The sequence below is a fragment of the Paenibacillus cookii genome (assembly GCF_018333375.1).
Taxonomy (GTDB): Bacteria; Bacillota; Bacilli; order Paenibacillales; family Paenibacillaceae; genus Paenibacillus_AQ; species Paenibacillus_AQ cookii.
The window spans coordinates 155167-170270 of record NZ_BORW01000005.1; the positions used below are offsets into that span (position 1 = coordinate 155167).

Sequence of the window (15104 nt, forward strand, 5' to 3'; positions counted from 1 at the left end):
TTTCGCATGCCGCCCTCCTTCCCTTTCGCCATAAATCCCTCGCTTTTTTAGGATATATCAAAGCAAAACGTTTGAGAACACGCGGACAAGATCGAATTTTGTTCGGCGGTCATACTTTCTTCGTCCCATGGCCATATTGAAAATAATAGCAAGCTGCTTTTTATGTAAAGCATGGTAGGTCCTGCATTCGGCAGAGAAGGGAAGAAATCGGCATGAGTCCGCAAAAGCACCACACGTCCTTGATCCATTCCATCGTCCGCCAGGCGCTGGAAATCAAAAAAGCTCCGCTGCCGTAGGGCAGGGCGGTCGGCGCCGGCATCAGCCTGGGCCTGCCCTCGCTGATCGGCCTGCTCGCGGGGCGTTTCGATTACGGCCTGCTGGCGGGAACGGGCGGTTTTACCTATCTGTATGCATCGAACGAGCCGTATTTCATCCGGTCGAGAAAGCTTGCCTTTGTGATGCTGGGCATCGCCTTTTCGGTGTTTTGCGGTTCGCTGCTGTCGACGTATCCGGTGCTTTCCGGGTTTGTGATGGGGCTGATCGGAGCGGTCGTGACCTTCGTGTTCGGCGCGCTGAAATTTAAGGGGCCGGCAGCGCTTTTTTTCGTATTGAGCTTTGCGATTGCTTCCGGTACGCCGCATACCCCGTCCGAAGCGGCCATCCGGGGGACGCTGGTCCTGTTGGGCGGAGCGCTGGCTTGGCTGATCGCGATGGCCGGCTGGCTGACCCGTCCGCACGGCCCCGAAATGCAGGCCATACGCCGGATATATGCCCAATTAGCCGATATGATGGAAGCCGTCGGTACCCGCGATTACGAAAAGGCGAGGCATGAGACGTTGATCGCCATGTTGGAGGGGGAGCCGATGTTTGCGGTGAGAAGGCATGTTTGGAAGGAAACGGAGCTGATTCGCCGGCTGGAGAGACTGTTTAACCAGGCCCATGTCATCTACCAGGAGACGGATACATGGCAGCTGCAAAGAAAGGAACCCCCTCCTGACACTGTAAGCAGCGTCGTCCGCAGCGTTTCGGGGCTGGGGACCGAAACGGGGAAGCTTCGGACGGAGGGATTGATGGTTCCGGACGATGCGCAGTCCCATGCCCTGCTGCAATCGGTGCTCGGGTTGTCCGCGACTCTGGAAGGGGTCCCGGATGGCGGACGGGAGGGAGAAAGAATGACCGGGACGCCGCTCCAAAGCATTTTTCTTGAGGCCTTCGACAAAAATTCGCTCGTATTTCTGCTCTCGCTCCGATTCGGCATCATTTTGACGTTTGCCGCTTTGGCCGCCCATGCCTTTAACTTGAACCGGTCGTATTGGGTTCCGCTCTCCTGCGCTGCGGTCATGCTGGGTTCCACCGTCATTGCCACGTTCCACCGGGCCATTCAGCGCTCGCTGGGGACGATGATCGGCATATTGGCGGCAAGCGCGATTTTGTGGGCGCACCCGCAAGGCATCGTCATTTCGCTTGCGATCATGCTGTTTTCGTTTTTTGCCGAGCTGCTGATCGTCCGGAATTACACGCTGACGATGATGTTCGTGACGCCGAATGCGCTTCTGATGGCGGCGGCAGGTTCCCATATCGTACATGTGGGTTATTTTGCGGGGACGCGCATGGCGGACGTCGTGACCGGGAGCTTGATCGGCTTGGCAGGGGTGCTCATCCTTGGCAGAACATCCGCATCAAGCCGGATTCCGTACTTGATGGGCAGGGCGATCCGCAGCCAATCGCAGCTTTTGGCCGTCCTCTTTACGGGACAGATCGAAACGGGCCTGCCGGTGGAAAGCCGCGAACAGCGGTCCATGAAAACCCGTCTGGCCAACCTGACGACCGTTTACGCCACGGCGCTGGGCGAACTCCCGCGGAACGAGGAGGAGCTGCAGCGGCTTTTGCCGGTCGTTTGGGCATTGGAACAAATTGCGTATTTGCTGAACTCCTATTCCCGCTCCGAAGGGGAAGAGCGGCCCGGGTTGTCCGATCCGGAACTGGCCTGCCTGCTGCTTTGGTTTGAGAAGATGGCCCAAAGCGCCGATCGGCAGCGGCTCCTGCCGATTCCGGAGCTGCCCGGGCTTGAGGGCATCCCGAAAGTCCGCCACGAGCTGTCATGGATGCAGACCGCGCTTGAAAAAAGCCTGGCATCGTAAAAAAACAGGGTATCCCCGGTCGCCAAGACCGTGAGGATACCCTGTTTGCCGCTTCAAGCGGCCGTCGGTATGAGATTAGTAAGCCAGCGTGTACAATGCTTTGATGTGGGAGAGGTAACGGATGTTACTTGCTTCCTTCATCAGCGTTGCCGGCAAACCTTTCAGCGAAATGTTGTTTTCGCCGATGGTTGCAACGGCGTCTTTGCGGCCCAGGCTGGCCAGCGTACCGGAGTTTACCGGAGCAAACGTTTCGAACGCCTTGTCGTTCAGGAACGCATACAGGTTGTAGCCGATCAGCTCGCCCATTTGCCACGCGATTTGCGCGGTTGGAGGGTAAGGACGTCCGGTTTCGTCGAAGTATACGGCACTGTCGCCTGCAACGAATACGTCTTTATGGGACGTGGATTGCAGGAACTCGTTGACGGTTGCGCGTCCGCGGTTGACCTCCAGGCCGGATTCGCCGACAAGCGGGTTGCCTTGCACGCCGCCGGTCCATACGAAGGTGTTGGTGACGATTTTTTGGCCGTCTTTCAGGTCGACCACGTTGCCTTCCACGTTCGTTACAGGCAGTCCGGTCAAGAACGTTACGCCGCGGTTTTCAAGGCTTTGGGTCGCGCGCTCGATCAGATGGTCAGGAAGCACAGGCAAAATTTTAGGGCCGGCTTCAACGAGCATCAATTTGATTTCGCTGCGGTCAATGCCGTATTTTTTGGTCAGGTTTGGCAGGATGTCGGCGATTTCGCCCACGAGTTCGACGCCGGTCAAACCGCCGCCGCCGATCAGGATCGTTGCGTCAGCCGGATCTTTGGATTGGGAGTAAGCTTGGATGCGTTCTTCGATATGGCGGTGGATGCGTTTGGCATCGTCAGCGGATTTGAGCACCATGCTGTATTTGTCGAGTCCAGGAATGCCGAAGTAAGCGGTGATGCTGCCGAGGCCGACGACAAGCGCGTCGTAAGTCAGCTTGGAACCGTCCGAAAGCTTCACTTCCTTGTTGTCTACGGAGAAAGACTCGACCTTGGCGATTTTCAGATCGATGTCTTTGCCTTTGAACAGCTTTTCAAGCGGCATGGCGATCGCCTTTTCTTCGATGCTGCCCGCAGCCAGGCGGTGAAGCTCGGTAATGATTTGGTGAGTCGGATATTGGTTCACCACGGTCACGCGCGCTTGGTCTTTGTTCATGTATTTGCGAACGGTCAGCGCGGAGAGGAGTCCGCCATATCCTGCACCCAAAATGACAATATGTTTTGACATAGTTTTTCCTCCGTCCTTACCTAAATATTAAAGTGGATTATTTTTGTTCTTTGGCGTTTTCAGCAGAGACTTGGAGATACGCGTTCACGAAACGGAACATTTTTTGCGCTTGAGGGTCTTTCAGCATTTTGAGCAGGCCAAAAAGACCGATCACTTCTTGACTGCTTTCTGCGCGGTCTTTTGCTTCGATCACGTTTGCGGCGACGGATTTCACCGATTTGATGACCGGGGTGGCCATCTCTTGAATGGCTCCGACGGTGTCGCTTTTCAGCGTTTTATCCGTAGCGACGGCTTGTGCGAAATCGTAAGACTTTGTCAATACATTCACAAGCTCGGTCAGCTTTGGAAGATGGTTGACCAGTGTGGTCAAAGACTCCTGAACCTCGGGCTTGAGCAGCTGGTCCAGCAAATCGTGTTGATCTTGGCTGACAGGCGCATTCGCTTGTTCAGTCTTTGCATCAGTAATAGTTTCCGACATGTCCATTTCTCCTTTGCGTAAGCAGCAGTGCTTAATTTTATTTTAAAAAGGGCTAATAGACCCTTTTTGGGCAGAGGGGTCTAGAAGCAACAGACCTTCCTCAAGTGAAAAAGGCCGCAATCTAACTCATCATTACCTATGTTAACATAATGTTCACCAAAAGGATAATGAGGCATTTCAAGCCTTACGCACAAATTGTGAAGTTTTACACAAGTATACGTCTTCTTGGTCCGAATCTCTCTGTTTTCCTCCATTTTTGTGCGCAAATTGTGATAAATTCAACAAAGTGTCGCTGAACGGATGAAACATGTTGCCACTTTTTGTCCTTCTCCCCTAGGTTCTGCATTTCCATAATGCAATATACCTTTGAATGCAGCAAGATGCAAGGGGAAGGGGCTCCGTCCCGAATAAAAAAAACGCCTTCTGCGGCGGGCCGCGGAAGACGGTGAAAGGATGCGTAAATATCGTTGTTATTTTGCATTCGTCGAGGTCGGGGGTTCCGGGGACAGCGGGGGGCTTTGCAGTTCGCCCGACGCTTCAATGGAGCGGTATTGTTTCAGCATGAACACTCTCCAGCGGACGATCATGCCGAACGCCAGCAAGAAAAACAGGGCGCCGGACTGCGGAATCGAAACATACTCGTCGATCACCTGATGAAGCACGGTACGGACGATCAGCAGAACGAACAAGATGACCACGAAGCTTTTGGAACGTCTGGCGAACACCTGGCCCTCCGATACCTCGAATTTGGTGCTGCGAATGAGCGGATATGAAAATATGAACCAGCCGACAAGGAAGGCGGCCAACGCCCAGAGCCACGGAACCCGGACTTGCGGCGCCACGAACATCAGGAAGCCGGTGGCCATGCCTAGCGGCGGAATAATGATTTTTTTGATCGTTACCGGTCTGTTGCTGGCCTTCAAGCGGACAAAAATGACCAGAAGAGCCATCAATAAAGCCCCTACGGTGGATCCGATTTGAAGATATGAGGGACTGATATGAGCCACGTTCAAGACTCCTCTCTTCTTAATGATATAATTAATCACGTATAACTATATTATATCACACCCGGCAAGAAGTAAACTTGAACGCCATATGACATTCCTTACTTATGGATCGGCTTTTTGCTCGTGTGCAGCCCTTCCAAAAAAGCCCGCAAAACGTATTCCACGCTTTCATCCACCTTCAGGTCCATTTGAAACCCTCCGTGCTGCTCAAGCGACGCAAACCCGTGCAAAAGGCTGCGCAGGCCGCGGATCGCGTGCAGCGTTTCCGTTTCGCCGAGCCCGTAAGGCTCCATAATCCGCAAAAAGAGGTTCAACAGCTCCTGTTTCGCCGATTCCAGCTCTTCGTGCCGCTGCGTGTTTACCTTATAAAAGGCTTCGTACAACCCGGGGCGGGAACGTGCGAACCGGAGGTAAGCGCCGCATAAGCTGAGGATCGCATCGTCGCCCGTTTTGCCGATAACCGCGTCCCGCGTCGTTTCGACGAGCAAGCGGATGCAGTGAACGGTCAGCGCGGCCCGCAAATCGGGAAGGCCGTTCACGTGGTTATACAGGGAAGGCGAACGCACCTTCAGCTTTTGCGCAAGCGCAGCCAAGGTCAGCGAATCCAGTCCGGATTCGTCGGCGATTTCGGCAGCGGCAACGAGGAGGGTGTGACGGTCGAGGCCCATTTTCGCCATCTTATTTCACCTCCCGAAAAGCGGCTTCGGCCCGCAGAATGGCCTGGTTCATGGCAGCGGCGGGCTGCTCCAGCATCCGGCCGTGGCCGACGGCCAGCCAGGACGGCTTCAGGCCGGCCAGGCGGCGGGCGCTTGCCAATGCGGCTTCTTTATTCCAGGTCGCCATCGCGGGGAAAGGGAAAAGCGGCCGCGTGTCGCCGGATACGGCCATGCCGCCCCGGATTTGGAACGCGTCGCCGGCGATCAGGACGCCGCTCCGGGTATCGTAGAAGGCCATATGGCCGGGCGTATGCCCCGGAGAGGCGATGGCCAGGAGGGAACCGGTCCGATCCCCGTCCGCCAGGAGGCGATCCGGTTTCGTACGGATTTTTTGCGGGACGTCCCCCTTGATCGGCGTTTGCGGTTCTCCCGCTTCCAGGGCGCGGCTGCCGGCCAAAAGGGCTTGATCCCGGCGTGATATAAGCACTTCGGCGTTCGGGAGGGCTTCCTTTAATCCGTCCAAAGCCCCGACATGGTCTCCATGCGCATGGGTGAGCAAAATGCGGGTAATCGGTTTGCCGAGCGAATCCGCGGCGTTGAGAATCCCCTTCAGGCTGAACGGCATGCCCGCATCGATCAGGGTCAGGCCGTCCGCTTCTTCGACGAGATACACGTTGACGGGGAACAGGCGGGGCAAAAAGGAAAGCTGGGTGACTTGATGAACGGTCGTTTTTTTCATGAAAATCATCCTCCCATACGCTAGAACTAATCTTATTAGCATTATAACTAATGACATTAGTTTTGGCAATCATTTATTTTCCAAAATCTACCCATTTTTTGTTAAGGCATCTTCAACGTTCGATTCCGGACGCTCTCCGGGCACAACGTTATAGTTGGGCGAATGCGTTTCACGCCAAGGCTGCTTGGCGGAAAGCCGCTGCTCGGATGTTTGCAGAATTCTCTTTCAAAAAAGCGTTTTCAAAAGGACAAAATCATACTATAATGGGAATTGTAAACCCTTTCATATGTCTAATCTGATTTGGGCCCTTCATTCGGAGGGCTCCTTTTTTTCGGGGTTCCCCGCAGAAGCGCCCGAACTGGCTTGCAGCCCGGGTCCGCTTGACGGGGACTTTTTGCATAAAAAGCGAGAGGAAAAACCCGCCTCCTTCGTCTACTAGATATGTAAAATGGTCAGAGGAAGAGAGAGTCAGGGGAGGATCGTTATGATAGACCCGTCACGGGACGCTGCGCTGGTCAAACAGGTGCTTGCCGGACATAAGGACAGCTTTGCGCAGCTGGTCGATACGCATAAAAACAAAATATACGGTTTGCTTCTGGGCATGGGGGCAAGCCCGCAGGACGCCCAGGATTATACGCAGGAAGCTTTTCTGAAGGCTTACCGCAAGCTGGCAAGCTTCAGGGAAGACTCCAGCTTCGCCTCATGGCTGTACACGATTGCCGTGAACGTCATGCGGGACGCGATGCGGAAAAAAAAAGACCTGCTGGCGGATGACGGCGTCCTTGGCGAGGGAAGGCACCATGCCGAAACGCCGGAATTAGCCTTTCTGCGCAAGGAGACCGGCGGAGAAGTGCAGCAGCTCATCAACCAACTGCCCGAAAAATACCGCATCGTGCTGCTGCTGCGATATACGAACGAGCTCAGTTACGAAGAAATCGCCGGGATTGCCGGCATTAAAGTAAACCAGGTGCGGAACCGGCTTCACCGAGCCAAGAAGTCCTTATGCAAAATGGTCAAGGATAAGGAGGGGATAAAGCATGAAATGCTGGAATCTGTCTCAGACAAGAGAATTCATTCGGTCTGGAAATAACGCAATGGATGAAGAGGCGCGCCTCCATATGCAAACTTGTCCGGAGTGCCGTTTGCTGCTGCAGCTGGCGGAAGAGGGGGAAAAGGCGTGGGAAGAGCTGCTCTTTCGCAAGGCATTGCCCGACGGGTTCACGGAGCGGGTGATGGCGTCTTTGGCCGACATTGAAATCGAAGACGGGGACGGATCCATGGAGCATGGGCATCCGGCATCTTTTCGGCGCAAGCGCAGATACGGACGAATCATCCGAAAAAGCGCGCTGTGGATCGCATCGCTGGCCATCGTCACGGCGGCCCTCACCTTATATGCCCAGCCGTCCATCGCCGATTGGGTAAGGTCCATTTTTTCCAAAGAGACGACGGACAGCGGGATGCTCGATGCGCGCAAGCTGGGCATTGTACAGAATCCCCATGTGAAGGTGAAGGATAAAGGTTATGCGCTGGAAATCGACGAGGTCGTTGCGGATGCCACCAGGCTCGTCATGGGCGTGAAGGTGACGGATCCCCAAGGGAAGCCTTTGGTTTACGCGATCGATTGGCATGATCTCCATATTACGGATTTGAACGGAAATGAGGTCGCGGAGCTGAGAGGCATCGAGGGATCGGACACGGTCGAAAAATTGACGTTTGTTTTTGTGAAGGAAATCCCGGCGGATGCGCTGATCGTGCAGGCCCGCGTCGACCATCTGCAGATTCCGTACACCGGAAAGGTCGTCGACGGGAAATGGGATTTCCGGTTCGAACTGGACATGAAAAAGGCGAACGCGATGAACATCACGACGCCTTTGCATGAGAAATATACGACCCCCGACGGCCTGCGGATCGAAATGGAGAAGCTGGTTCGCACGCCAAGCGGGGTGCGGCTCGAGTTAAGCACGTCGTTAAGCCCCCGGGCGGCCCGGCGTTCTCCGGGCGAACTGGAGTCCAAGCAGCAGCTGATGTTTCATTTTGAAAACGAGCAGGGGGAAGACATTTCGAGCGTCAACAATATCAAGTTCCCGCATATGGAAACCATCATCTCGCAAAACAGCGAACTCCGGGGAGGGAAACGCCACTGGACGTTCACGTTCCGTTATCTTCCCTATGACCGCCAGAAGCTGCGCTTCGTGCTGGACGGATATTCCATCCCGGTCCGAAGCGGCGGTTCGGTGGAGCTTGTTCCAAGCGAGCTGAAACACCGTCCGGCCGTGTTCAAGGATCAAGGAGACGAACTGACGTTAAGCGATTTCTGGGTCGACAACGATCCCAACCAGAAAGAGGGGACAGGCCCGAACGTCAGCCTGATCCGGATGAAGGGCAAATTCCGCAACATGTTCAACCATGACGAATGGATCGTAAAGGATTCGGACGGAAAGGAATACCCGGTGACGTACAGAGGATCGGTCGGGTGGGGTGAATGGAACGAGGCAACGGGGGACCCGGGCTTTATCGTGAACGGAATGAAACGGCTGCCCGAAAAAGCGACGCTTATCCGCATCGTTACGGACAAATGGTACAACAACGTGGAATGGTCCTTTGAGCTGCCGAAGGGCAAATCGATCCCCGGCCTGGAGCATGCGGACCCGCCGACGTATTAACGGAATTGGCGCGAGCCTTGGCCTGAACGACAAAAGCGTACCCCTTCCAGGGAGCCTGGAAGGAGGTACGCTTTTTGGGCTAAAACATTCATTAGTAAAAATATTCATCCGATAAACGGTTTTCCCCATAAAATATAAAAATCAAACGTCAGCCTAAAGGAGCTATGGGCGAGCAGCCCCCGGACCTGTTCCTCGGCGGCTTGCCAGGACAGCGGCGTCATCCGGAGCATGGCTTCCAAATGATGCGGCTCCAGCTCGGCTTCGTATCGCACGCGGCGCTGCTTCATGCCCGGAAAATGTTTGGCGAACAACGCGGCCGTATGTTCCGCAGCCTTCGTGCGGCGGGCACGCTCCCCGTACAGAAATTGCCTGAACTCCCGCAAATACTCCGGTCCCGGAACCACTTTCGCAAGCATGCCGTTCGGTTTGAGCAGCCGCCGGAATTCCCCGTAATTGGAGGGGGACAATATATTCGTGACGACGTCAAACGCTTGATCCCGAAACGGGCTGCGGGCCAAATCGGCCACGACCCAGATGGCGCGGGCGTTTCTTTTGGCGGCCGTCACGATGCCCGGCTTGGACAGATCGGCCCCTACCGCGACGATGTCTTGGTTCATGGCAGACTCCAGTTTGGCTTGCAAAGCGGATACATGCGATCCTTCGCCGCATCCGGCATCCAGCAGCGCCAAGGAGTCGGCCGGATCCGGCCGTATGTTGCCGTTGATGACGGAAAATAAATGTTCGAGCAGCAAATCGAAATATCCGGCGTCGTTGATCAGCCTGCGCGCCGCGAACAATTCCTTTTCGTATTTGCCCGGCTTGGCGTTCGGCAGCAGATGGACGTACCCGTCGCGGGACAGATCAAAAAGGTGGCCGGCCGTGCATGACAGGCTTCGTTCGCCCGCCATGTTCATGGCCCCGCCGCAGACGGGACAGCGGAAGATGGTTGCGTGGCGGGCCAAAAGGCTCGCCAAATGATGCAGATGTTCTTTTTTGGACAACGCAAATACACCCCATTCATTTCGTTTGGTTCGGGATCTTGCAAATCCCGGGTCAAATGAAAAAGGCGCAGCTAAATAAACCTCGGCTTCAGGCTTCAAAAAAAAGCGGCCGGGTCGATTTAAACCTGCACCTCTCATTAACGCAAACGAATGTAATGGATCATGGCCTTGCGTTCAGCTCCTTGCCCCAAAATAGGCGGAAGCATTTTCTTCCGCCGTTCTATTGTAACACGAACCCGAAACAAGATAAAATCACAAGGATGGGGTTTATCTTTCCGGCGGCTTGATACACTAGAAATAAAGGTTGTAGATTTCGTGTCCGGACCCCAAAGGAACGTAAAGGAAATGGTCCGCCCAGGTTGACACCGGCAACTGTTAACCATATAATTACAGTATAAGGAGGAGCAAAAATGAATAGTGAGTTTAACATTGCCGTCCATTGTTTAACCCTTCTTAGCGTAAAAGAGGATCATATGGCTAACAGCGAGGAAATCGCCAAAAGCGTATGCACGCATCCTGCACGCATACGCAAGGTGCTCGGCCTGCTGCGCAAACATGGGTACGTGGCGACAAAAGAAGGCGTCGGCGGAGGGTATCTGCTGAATCCGGACACCGAAAACGCGACGCTGGGAGACTTGTATCGTTTGCTCGCCCGAGGCTCCTTGAAGCCGGGCTGGTGCTCCGGCGGCGAAGAGCTGAATTGCGAGGTTGCGGCCAATATCCAGGGGATCATGGATCAAATATACAGCGGCGGAGAATCCGCGCTGGAACGATATCTGGACGGGATCACGATGAAGGACGTCAAACGCCAGATCGTTGAAGCCGGAACCGCGGACCCGGTTTAATATCGCAGTAATAGACAGGCAGCTTCCGAAGAAGGGGCTGCTTTTTTGCTGCGTTTTTTATGTAGGGACGTGCAAAATCGATGGACAAAAAATAAAACCGTTTACGCTTCTGAGCTGTCTTAAATATACGGAAATGACAACATCCGTTATCGATCCTGGAATGGTTCGATGAATCTTCACCGGCCGGTGAAAATGCAGGAAAGGGGTTAAGCGTGATGAGCGACCCGGAACTTACGGCCGCTGCCTGCCAGGGGATGAAGAAGCGTTTTACGCGCTGGTATCCGGATTAAAGAGAAAGCTGTACGGCATTGCGTACAGCTATTTGGGCAATGAGGCGGACGCGCTTGAAGCCATGCAGGAAGCGGTGTGCAAAGCCTGGGCGAACTGCGCCAAGCTGAAAGAACCTTCGGCTTTCGAGGCATGGCTGGTCCGCATTCTGATCCGCTGCTGCATCGACGAACAGAAGCGGAGGAAACGGACCCTGCCGCTTACGTTCGACAAAGGTGAGCGCATGGCCGAGATGGTCAGCGACAGCAGGCTGGATTTGCATCATGCGATGAGGCGGCTGAGGCCGAAATACAGGCATGTGCTTGTGCTGAAATACTATCAGGATATGACGCTTGCCGAAATTGCCAACGTGTTGGGCAAACCGGAGGGCACGGTAAAAACATGGCTTCATCAAGGCTTGAAGCAGCTGCGAGGCAAACTGAACGCAGGGGGCGAGGTATATCATGGGGAATGAACAGGAACGGCTGCTCGAGCAATATTTCGAGCCGGCGCATATCGCCAGGCGGAGAATTCCCGAACAGCGGCTTGATGCCGCGATCAAAAACGGAATGGCGCGAGGGGGAAAAGCCCAATACCGGCGGCGGGTCGGCAGGGTGGCTGCATCCTGCGCCGCAGCATTACTTTTGCTTGTTGCGGCTGCCGTCTATGTGCCCGAGCTGACTTTTGGAGGCCGTTCGGCATCCTTGCAGAGTGCAGCCGAACGGCAAATTCCGGCTTACGTCGAATGGTCCGTCGGCAAACGGGGGATGCTGAGGGAAGCTTTGGATCAGGGAAAATATCAGGCGGTCGGCGCAACGGCATCCTATGAGGGGTACCATGTCACGGTGGACGGAATCATGACGGACCGGAAGCATGTCGTGCTGTTTTATACATCGAAAAGCGATCAAGGGGATCGGATCACGCCCGTAAATCCCGGCCTGTACACGAAAACCTACGATAAGCTGCCGTTTCGGCAATTCGTGCGCGACCATCGTCAAAAAACGGGATATTACGACGAGGGAAGCTACCGGGATATGCTGATCTTCGACCTGGCTGGCGGCACGCAGCTTCCGGACGAGTTTTATTTTTCGGGTAAGTGGAGCAACGGCGAGCCGGTAGCGACGCAAAAATTTCTGGAGGTAAAGATTCCCGTAGACCTATCCAAGCTTGCGGTGCTTGAACGAACGATACCGGCTGGCCAATCGTTTGATTTGGAAGGCCAGAAGATCAAGCTGGAAACGATGGTGCAGGTTCCCGAGCGTTTGAACTTAAAACTGACTTCGGATGCCGGCACGCCTAATATCGCCCGTTTTTTGGATTGGGGACTCTACACGAAAAATGACCGCGGAAACATGCTTCAGCCAGCCATGGGCCCGATAAAGGAAAACGGCGAGCTCATCTTTAGTTTCCATGCTCCGGACTATGTGAAGGGAGACCCGCTTGAGCTGCGGGGATCAGGGATTGAAACGGCTTTTCGGGGGAAAAGGAAGCTCGTGATCGACACGAAACAGTTTAAGCTGATTCAAGCGCCGGACAGCAGGCTGAAGCTGGCTTCCATCGAAACGTCACACGAACGGATCCGCATCACCTCGGGGTTCCCGAGTTTTGATCCGCGGATTACCCGGTTTATGAAAGTAAATCCCGAATTCACGGACGGAAAAGGAAACAAGCATAAGTTGATTACCAACAATGCCGAGGCGATTCACGAGGGGTGGAGGAAGGATGCCGATACCGGACTCGATGCGTATTATTTCGACATTCCCGGCAAGTCCTATCCGCAGCCCCTAACCTTCGAGGTGGAGGAATATCCCGGTACGTTCATCCCAAAAACATTCAGCCTTACGATTCAAAAATAACGAAAAAACAGACCGGGCGCGGCAAACCCCCGGTCTGTTTTTGGCTTCATCTATGTTACGTTTGGTCGGGCTTGAGAAAGGTTTTGACGGCCGGCGGCTCGTAGGCGCCGAACTGGTCGAGCAAACGGCCCGGGTCGGTGTCGACCAAAGCCATGGACAAATATTTTTCGTGCAGGAACTGCTCGCGGGCCATATGCTTGAAAAACTCGAGCAGAGGATCGTAATAATGGTTGATGTTCAGGAATCCGAGCGGCTTGCGGTGCAGCCCGAGCTGGGCCCACGTAAAGATTTCGAAAAATTCCTCCATCGTTCCCGGCCCTCCCGGCAGGGTCATGAATCCTTCGGACAATTCGGCCATTTTGGCCTTCCGCTCATGCATCGAATCGACGATGATCAGCTCCGTGAGATGCTTGTGGGATATTTCCCTTTTGTCCAAAAACCCCGGCATGACGCCGATCGCCTGTCCGCCTTCCGCCAGGACGGCATCCGCGACCGCCCCCATCACGCCGATGCTGGAACCGCCGTACACCAGCGTAATGCCGCGCCGTGCCAGTTCCTTCCCGAGCTGCTTTGCGCCTTCCACGTACACGTCCGACGCGCCTTTGCTTGAACCGCAAAATACGGCTACCGATTTCAATCCAATCTCCTCCTCCAAAACGTTTTCTCTCATCTAGACATTGCCGATTGCTTCGGAAGCTTACGCTTTCCTGCCGGACTTACATCAACGCGATCCAAGCCCGGAAACGCAGAGTCTCCCTCACAGCATGTCCGCATGCAAGAGGGCTCATGCGTTCACGTCCTAAAAATGGAAGAACTTGCGTTCCGATACCATTATACCTGCAAAAAGTTTCGGCATAAAGGATGGGAATGGCAGCAAAGAGAACGGGGAAGGGCGTTTTTTCGCCGCCCGAAAAAAGCGAAGTTAGCGTTGCCCCGCGGCACGGAAAAGATTATTGTTAGAGTAACGGACAAGCGACATGGACACAGCAAGGGAAAATAGAATGAAGGAGCGGGATGAAAAGGATGAGCGACAACAAAAGATGGTTTTACGCCGGTACATACGCCGGGGCGGACGAAGAAGGCATTTTTCTGTGCGCCCTCGACATGGATAACGGCAGCATGGAAATCGTGCGCGGAACGGACGGCATCGCGAATGCGTCGTTCCTTGCGCTGGATGCGGCCAAAGACCGTTTGTATGCCGTGAGCGAGACGGAGGAAGGCGAAGTGTACGCCTACGCGGTAGATGGGGAAACCGGCGAACTGCAGCTGCTGGACCGCAAGCCGACCCACGGCTCGGCCCCTTGCTACATCGCGTTAACCCGGGATGGAAGCCACGTGCTGGCGGCCAATTATTCCAGCGGCCACGTGAACGCCTACCGGATCGAAGGCGACGGGAAGCTTGCCGAGACGAGCCTCGTCCGCCATAGCGGCAGCAGCGTCAATAAGGAACGCCAGGAAGGGGCGCATCCGCATTCCGTGTTCCAGGACCCGACCGGGACATACGCGCTGGTATGCGATCTCGGCTTGGATGAAATCGTGTTTTACCGTTTGGACGGCGGCAAGCTTCAGGAGCATAACAGGGTTAAAATCGCTCCGGGGGCGGGTCCGCGCCATTTCGAATTCCATCCTTCGGGCAAATGGGCGTACGGCATCAATGAGCTGGACGATACGGTCAATGTGTATGCGTTCGATGCGGAAGCCGGGAATCTGGAGCTTTTGCAGACCTTGTCCGCATTGCCGGAAGGAGCCGCAACCGGAAGCAGCAGCGCGGACATCCATATTTCGCCATGCGGACTTTTTTTGTACGCCTCGAACCGCAGCGACGACAGCATCGGACTGTATCACGTCGACCCGTTTACAGGGCTTCTCAAGGCGGTCGAGTGGGTATCGACGGGGGGCCGAACCCCGCGCAACTTCGCGGTCGTCAAAGGCGGTTATGTGCTTGCCGCGAACCAGAACAGCGACTCGGTCGTTTCCTTCCGCATCGACAAGGAAAGCGGACGGTTGACGCCGACGGGGCATACGCTTTCGCTGCCGAAACCGGTTTGCGTCGTCCCGGTGTATAAATAATATTTTGCGTGCGGCTTCAGGCAGCTTTCGCTTGAATGCGAAGGCTGCCTTTTTATGCGGGTTCGCCGCCGTTTGAAAAAAGCCGCTTTTTTTCTAAAAAAAGGATTGACGGCGCAAAGGGTCATGA

14 protein-coding genes are annotated in these 15104 nt (G+C 54.8%); 7 read left to right on the forward strand and 7 right to left on the reverse strand.

Annotation, left to right across the window (positions count from 1 at the left end):
* Positions 1-458 precede the first annotated feature (458 nt).
* A complete protein-coding gene (locus tag KI367_RS07545) occupies positions 459-2141 on the forward strand; it encodes an FUSC family protein (RefSeq protein ID WP_246536755.1) in 1683 nt (560 codons plus the stop codon).
* A 75-nt stretch (positions 2142-2216) separates the two neighbouring features.
* Here KI367_RS07545 and KI367_RS07550 read toward each other — a convergent pair whose 3' ends face one another.
* From KI367_RS07550 to KI367_RS07570, 5 genes are all read right to left on the reverse strand, one after another.
* Complete coding sequence (locus KI367_RS07550; RefSeq protein ID WP_212948768.1) at positions 2217-3395, reverse strand: NAD(P)/FAD-dependent oxidoreductase; 1179 nt, start codon at positions 3393-3395, stop codon at positions 2217-2219.
* Between the two features lie 37 nt (positions 3396-3432).
* On the reverse strand, positions 3433-3873 hold the full coding sequence (locus tag KI367_RS07555; RefSeq protein WP_036708648.1) for a helical membrane plugin domain-containing protein: 441 nt from the start codon (positions 3871-3873) through the stop codon (positions 3433-3435).
* 470 nt (positions 3874-4343) lie between these two features.
* Positions 4344-4880: a CcdC family protein gene (locus KI367_RS07560; RefSeq protein ID WP_052146896.1), complete on the reverse strand. Its 537-nt coding sequence runs from the start codon at positions 4878-4880 to the stop codon at positions 4344-4346.
* Positions 4881-4978: 98 nt separating this feature from the next.
* The gene (locus tag KI367_RS07565; RefSeq protein ID WP_212948770.1) at positions 4979-5557 is read right to left on the reverse strand and encodes a TetR/AcrR family transcriptional regulator; all 579 of its coding nucleotides are present in this window, start codon (positions 5555-5557) and stop codon (positions 4979-4981) included.
* Between the two features lies 1 nt (position 5558).
* Positions 5559-6275: an MBL fold metallo-hydrolase gene (locus tag KI367_RS07570; protein WP_212948772.1), complete on the reverse strand. Its 717-nt coding sequence runs from the start codon at positions 6273-6275 to the stop codon at positions 5559-5561.
* A gap of 484 nt (positions 6276-6759) precedes the next feature.
* Here KI367_RS07570 and KI367_RS07575 point away from each other — a divergent pair, with 484 nt between their 5' ends.
* Both KI367_RS07575 and KI367_RS07580 read left to right on the forward strand, forming a co-directional pair.
* On the forward strand, positions 6760-7365 hold the full coding sequence (locus KI367_RS07575) for an RNA polymerase sigma factor (protein ID WP_212948773.1): 606 nt from the start codon (positions 6760-6762) through the stop codon (positions 7363-7365).
* A 28-nt stretch (positions 7366-7393) separates the two neighbouring features.
* Positions 7394-8938, forward strand: coding sequence for a DUF4179 domain-containing protein (locus KI367_RS07580; protein ID WP_212948775.1), 1545 nt, complete (start codon positions 7394-7396; stop codon positions 8936-8938).
* A 104-nt stretch (positions 8939-9042) separates the two neighbouring features.
* Here the strand turns inward: KI367_RS07580 and KI367_RS07585 are convergent, their stop codons facing one another.
* Positions 9043-9939, reverse strand: coding sequence for a putative RNA methyltransferase (locus KI367_RS07585; RefSeq protein WP_212948777.1), 897 nt, complete (start codon positions 9937-9939; stop codon positions 9043-9045).
* A 410-nt stretch (positions 9940-10349) separates the two neighbouring features.
* Here KI367_RS07585 and KI367_RS07590 point away from each other — a divergent pair, with 410 nt between their 5' ends.
* The 3 genes from KI367_RS07590 (at position 10350) to KI367_RS07600 (ending at position 12907) form a co-directional block, all read left to right on the forward strand.
* Complete coding sequence (locus KI367_RS07590) at positions 10350-10784, forward strand: RrF2 family transcriptional regulator (protein ID WP_212948779.1); 435 nt, start codon at positions 10350-10352, stop codon at positions 10782-10784.
* Between the two features lie 322 nt (positions 10785-11106).
* Positions 11107-11526: a sigma-70 family RNA polymerase sigma factor gene (locus KI367_RS07595; protein ID WP_306433223.1), complete on the forward strand. Its 420-nt coding sequence runs from the start codon at positions 11107-11109 to the stop codon at positions 11524-11526.
* Positions 11516-12907, forward strand: coding sequence for a DUF4179 domain-containing protein (locus KI367_RS07600; RefSeq protein ID WP_212948781.1), 1392 nt, complete (start codon positions 11516-11518; stop codon positions 12905-12907). Before KI367_RS07595 ends, KI367_RS07600 begins: the two co-directional genes overlap by 11 nt.
* A gap of 55 nt (positions 12908-12962) precedes the next feature.
* On the opposite strand, the gene KI367_RS07605 is transcribed toward KI367_RS07600, so the two are convergent.
* Entirely contained in the window at positions 12963-13544 is a 582-nt protein-coding gene (locus KI367_RS07605; protein ID WP_212948783.1) for an LOG family protein, read from the reverse strand.
* A gap of 386 nt (positions 13545-13930) precedes the next feature.
* Here KI367_RS07605 and KI367_RS07610 point away from each other — a divergent pair, with 386 nt between their 5' ends.
* Positions 13931-14977, forward strand: coding sequence for a lactonase family protein (locus KI367_RS07610; RefSeq protein WP_212948785.1), 1047 nt, complete (start codon positions 13931-13933; stop codon positions 14975-14977).
* Positions 14978-15104 lie beyond the last annotated feature (127 nt).